Source organism: Neisseria sp. Marseille-Q1983 (assembly GCF_018224585.1).
GTDB classification, from domain to species: Bacteria; Pseudomonadota; Gammaproteobacteria; order Burkholderiales; family Neisseriaceae; genus Neisseria; species Neisseria polysaccharea.
This window is the reverse complement of sequence record NZ_JAGTUI010000073.1, coordinates 1-4,660: the sequence shown is the minus strand read 5'-3', so window position 1 is coordinate 4,660 and position 4,660 is coordinate 1. Positions and strand designations below refer to the sequence as shown.

The 4,660-nt window shown below is 42.9% G+C and carries 6 protein-coding genes and 3 pseudogenes; 4 read left to right on the top strand and 5 right to left on the bottom strand.

Annotated features, from left to right (window positions below; all coding sequences use genetic code 11):
- Positions 1-172: 172 nt before the first annotated feature.
- Both KEM39_RS10800 and KEM39_RS10795 read left to right on the top strand, forming a co-directional pair.
- Positions 173-751 carry a GTP pyrophosphokinase gene (locus KEM39_RS10800; RefSeq protein ID WP_211710015.1) on the top strand — a complete coding sequence of 193 codons (579 nt, stop codon included), beginning with the start codon at positions 173-175 and terminating at the stop codon, positions 749-751.
- A gap of 102 nt (positions 752-853) precedes the next feature.
- Positions 854-1,576, top strand: coding sequence for a Fic family protein (locus KEM39_RS10795; protein ID WP_211710014.1), 723 nt, complete (start codon positions 854-856; stop codon positions 1,574-1,576).
- 85 nt (positions 1,577-1,661) lie between these two features.
- Here the strand turns inward: KEM39_RS10795 and KEM39_RS11710 are convergent.
- The 4 genes and pseudogenes from KEM39_RS11710 to KEM39_RS10785 all read right to left on the bottom strand — a co-directional run bounded on the left by KEM39_RS11710 (position 1,662) and on the right by KEM39_RS10785 (position 2,387).
- Positions 1,662-1,906 (bottom strand): annotated as a pseudogene (locus KEM39_RS11710) (hypothetical protein).
- Positions 1,863-1,982: pseudogene (locus KEM39_RS11930) on the bottom strand (hypothetical protein); the annotation flags it as partial. The pseudogenes KEM39_RS11930 and KEM39_RS11710, both read right to left, overlap by 44 nt.
- Positions 1,976-2,137, bottom strand: coding sequence for a hypothetical protein (locus KEM39_RS11705; RefSeq protein ID WP_249182746.1), 162 nt, complete (start codon positions 2,135-2,137; stop codon positions 1,976-1,978). The pseudogene KEM39_RS11930 and the gene KEM39_RS11705, both read right to left, overlap by 7 nt.
- Before the next feature lie 16 nt (positions 2,138-2,153).
- Positions 2,154-2,387 (bottom strand): hypothetical protein, encoded by a 234-nt coding sequence (locus KEM39_RS10785; RefSeq protein ID WP_211710013.1) that lies wholly within the window; start codon positions 2,385-2,387, stop codon positions 2,154-2,156.
- A gap of 581 nt (positions 2,388-2,968) precedes the next feature.
- Between KEM39_RS10785 and KEM39_RS10780 the strand changes: the two genes are divergently transcribed.
- Entirely contained in the window at positions 2,969-3,130 is a 162-nt protein-coding gene (locus KEM39_RS10780; RefSeq protein WP_159068594.1) for a hypothetical protein, read from the top strand.
- Between the two features lie 192 nt (positions 3,131-3,322).
- Here KEM39_RS10780 and abiEi read toward each other — a convergent pair whose 3' ends face one another.
- Positions 3,323-3,865 (bottom strand): type IV toxin-antitoxin system AbiEi family antitoxin, encoded by a 543-nt coding sequence (gene abiEi / locus KEM39_RS10775; protein ID WP_211710012.1) that lies wholly within the window; start codon positions 3,863-3,865, stop codon positions 3,323-3,325.
- A gap of 301 nt (positions 3,866-4,166) precedes the next feature.
- Between abiEi and KEM39_RS10770 the strand changes: the two are divergent.
- Positions 4,167-4,613: pseudogene (locus tag KEM39_RS10770) on the top strand (Fic family protein); the annotation flags it as partial.
- Between the last annotated feature and the right edge of the window lie 47 nt (positions 4,614-4,660).

Below are 4,660 nucleotides of genomic sequence, written 5' to 3'. Positions count from 1 at the left end.
TAAATAGCTACCTTTCTAAAATTAAATATCAACACATCGTTAAAACACAGCCAAACAAATAAAGGTGGTAAAGGACAAAAAGACGGAGAACCTCAATACAGAACGCGAAAACAAGAGTTGAAAGCAATTGGTATGTTGTTTTCATATAATTGGAATGAAAGAGTAGCAAGGTATGTCTCCAGCTCATGAAATCAGTAATGTAGAACGGCTGATTGACGAAATTAACCGCATACACGCCGGATATCACGAAAGGATTTCCAAACTGTATGGCGGAAACCTTCCCAATTTGTCAAAGATGCTCCGGCATCTGGACATCGATTTTGTGTTGCAATACCGACTTAATTTGCATGAGTCAATCAACGACTATCTGATTCGATCTGACATCGGGGACTTGCCTTTAGCATACTACTACCGCGTTAAAACCACGGAGTCCGTTTTCGACGAAATCCGCCGGTTTTCGGAACGCGAGCCCGGGTATCCGGCGAATAAGGTGTTAAATGATATTTTTGGGGTGAGAATCATCGCTGATTCCGCGCTAATGGACGAAATACATGCTGCTTTAGATGAATGGGTTTCGACGAAGGGTTTAAAAAACTGGTACGTTCAGGAAAAAAACGGCTATATCGGAACGCATGTGTACTTCAATCAAAGAAATAATCTGTTTTTTCCGTGGGAACTTCAGATATGGGATAAGGCGGATGCCTTGAAAAATATTGAGAGCCATGAACGGGACAAGCGACTTTTTGTTTAACCTTCTTTGATTTGGTAGTACACCATTAATGGGGCTTTTCAATATAGCACCGTTTACCGTGCACAACTTGGGTGTGCAGATTTAATCATGTAAGGAACTCTCGTGGTTATGGACAAATACAAGTTGAGTTTGGAAGAAAATATTTTTCTGGCAAAGAAAGTATTGGTTGCCCAAATTCACAACCTCAGCCGGTTTGAGAATTGTCAGACAACTTTGTTGCAAACCGAGCAAATTATCCGTGGCAAAAATGTAGCCTCCGTGTCACTTGAAGACATCCAAACCATCTTGAACCTGAAACGTGCCTATCAATATGTGATTTCGCATATTTCAAATGGCGAACCGGTCAATATTTCACTCCTTAAAAAAATCAACAACATTGTTGCTAAGGACGATTCTTTGGCACCCGGTGATTTCCGTACCGGTTCGGTCGGCGTAACGCTATTGGACGGTTCCCGTCATGCCCCAAATCCGGTGAAGGAAATTGAAGTGGCCCGCGTGTTACAAAATATCAGACTGCAAAGCGGTTCGACGACGGAGGCAGCCGTCCGTTTTATGCTTTATTGTATGCGGCAGCAGGTTTTTTGGGATGGCAACAAACGAACGGCAACCTTATTTGCCAACAGCCTGATGATGGAGAGGGGCTGCGGCATCTTGGAAATCTCCGAAATGCAGATGCCGCAATTCAATGAAAAACTGTCCGCATTCTATCGCTCCGGCGACGATACCGATATTTCCAAGTTTGTGTATCGAAATTGTATATCAGGCATAGACTATTTCGGCGCGGACGAGGATATGGATTCCCCCGACTCACCGAACATAGGCTAAAAACCAAGGTGTTTTTCAATACCTAAAAAGTATCCTAAATTATTCAGGAGATGTAATAAAGGTTTGCGGTTTCGTATGAGGAAAATCAGAATTTCACGCCGACACGAACACCGTATTCGTTGATTTTGGTAGGATCGACTCGGATGTTCTCGCCGTCTAAAACGAAGTCGCCAAATGCTTTGAAGGACGGTGTTTGTAGAACGGGCCGGCTTCGATGCCGACGGTATCGGTAATTTGTTTGCCGATATTCGCACCTACGCCCACGCCCCATCCGCGTGTTTTTGCATTAATGTCGGCTGAAGCACCGGCTGTGGTTGCGTTGTGTTTCAATTTGGCGTTCCAGGTCAACCTTAACCTCTGCCCAAGGATTCAGATACCAGCCGCTGCCCAAATCGAAAGTCAGGTCGCGTGCGCTTTGGTATAGAAGGCTTCGCGCTCGGTGTAGGCTGTTCCTTTCTCACTAGTTGTCGTGTCTTTGTATTTTTCATAGCCCAAACCTAAACCGGCACGCAGTTTGTTGGCCTCACTGAGCTGTTGTGTGTAAGTATAACCGGCATACACATCGGTACGTTTTTCTTTAATGCCTTTGCCGAATGGTTTGTAATGTTTCTATGGAGTTGCATTCAGACAAAATGGAGTCATAGTCTATTTTCTGAGGTAGGGCAGAATACAGAAAGTCTCGAATCTCAAGTAGCCTGTTACAATCGGCATTGTGATTTAGATATTCACGGTTATCCAGTGTGCGGCTGATCAGTGCCAGTCTGGAAACTACTATTTCAGTCAATACATCTTTTTCCATTAATGTTGCCATAATGACTGCTCCTTAATTAATATCTGTAAAGAACAAATTAGTATCAACTCTGATTTATAGTATGTCCTACAAGGCGTGGATATTTGGCGCAGTAGAATCAAGAACAGACAGATTTCTGAAAATATAGGAATTTAAAAATGCTGAGTTATTTTGGAAAAAGTGGTGTACAAAAATCTCAAATTCTGGATATATATAAATATATTATATTTATACCTATTAATAAAGAATAATATTTAATATTTATATAGAAAATGCGTTGCTTTCAAACACACTCAGCCAAAACCGGAACAGTAGGATTCAGTTTCAGTTGTCGATGACTGAAACACACTCAGCCAAAACCGGAACAGTAGAACTCAGTTTCAGTTGTCGATGACTGAAACACACTCAGCCAAAACCGGAACAGTTGGTTTCAGTTTGTCGATGACCTAAACACACTCAGCCAAAATAGAAACCGTTGACATCAATTCGTCGATGACTTCCACACACTTCAGCCAAAAACCAAAGTCCCATTTTTATCTCTAAATTTTTCGGAAAGAAAAAAACACTATAATGTTGGGTATTGATATGTGAAGGAATCCACCATGAACCTAAAAGCTTTCGATTTGATGATTAACTTCGCTCTAAAAGGAAACTTTGTTGTGGTTCTGGAAAATACATTGAATACGTTTTGCAAAAAACTTGAAGAGTCCGATGTTGCGGTTAGAGAAGCAGCTGCTACTTTGATAGATGAAACTTTATTTTGAGCCGAAGTTCTGGGTTAAAAACGGACTGATTGTCCGGAAAGACAGCTTGTTCGAAGGTGATTACATTATACCCATTCGCGTTTAAGAACTTTAGAATTTCGTAATGAAGAAGCTCCTTTTCTACGACAGGGGCGAGGTTTCTCGGATACGCGACAACTGCGGCAGCGACTTTTTTCTGGTACGGTATTCCAATCATGACAAGACCTCTTTCAAGCTTTCAATATCAACCAGATGCAAGTTTCGGTTAAGTCGTTTCAATTCCCTGTACGCCAACTCAGCATCCGCGTAAACCAAGCCGTCTTGGGCTTCTTCTAGATGGGGTGACAGATGTTCGACGTCCTTTTTCGTATGGACAAACTCGACAGAGCCCACCTCCGTATCGTACCTGCCGGATGCCCCTGTCGAGGTTATTGTAATAACAAACGGAATTTGCGAAATAATACCGTGTGCAGACAGTACGCTTTCCAGACTGACATAATTGACCGCGCGAGGTCGAAGGGCCTTGACGAGATGGGGAAACATAGCATGGACGGGCGTATCGGTGTTGGCTACACGGTAGATTCCACGATGGATTCGGAGTAACAAGCGTTGTCGGACAGCCTTCTTGACGAAGTATTGAATCCGCCTTCTGCTGCCGTCTTCAAACCATCGGCAAATTTCACCCATCCGGTAGAGGCCGTGTTTGTGTTTACGCTCCTGTTGTTGTAGCGTTTTATAAAAATGATGAAAATCCATAATTAGGGAATTTCCTATGTGGGGTCAATCTGCCATGAGTTGCTTAAACAAGATTAGTCCGGCTTCTACGGTGCAGACGGTTGCGGGTTCTTGCCATCAAATTTAACAGAGTTCCGAGAATATTGCCGGAAAAAGTACCAAAAGTTTAAGGAAGAAGAAGTTTTGGTTAACCGATATGCAATCGATATTTTAGGCATGTCAGAGCCGCCATATGATGACCACCATGTGACTTCAGTCAAATATTTTGTTTAATAAAGTGGAATTCCCATGTGGTGTAGCTATTCAAACGAAGGAATTTAAAATGTCGACATACAGACTGAATTTTACAAATCAACGGCAGATTTTTTCGTTAACAGAGCAGGAATATTTGTTTGAGCTGTCTGGTCGACTGCCTTTATCCCTGCTGACTGATTCGTCACGCAATATTGAAGAAATCGGCATCGATTTCATATACAGTTCAGCACAACTGGAAGGTAACACCTACGACCGGCATGATACTCAGGCTTTATTGAAAATCGGGCAAACCGCTGCGGGCAAATTGTATTCGGATGCCGTAATGCTGGTCAATCTGAGGGATAGCTACGGCTTTCTGATGTCTTGTATCGATACGCCGGAACCGTTTGACTGGAAAGATTTTGTCAAAACCACGCATTCGCTGATTGCCGACAAACTGCTTGAAAAAGGGGCTGTTGGCGTTGTACGCCGTGGAAGTGTGAATATCAGCGGAACCGAATATACGCCTTTATCAGCCCTATGCCGTAAAACTCCGTCCTTCAGGGCGGAGATATAAGGCAC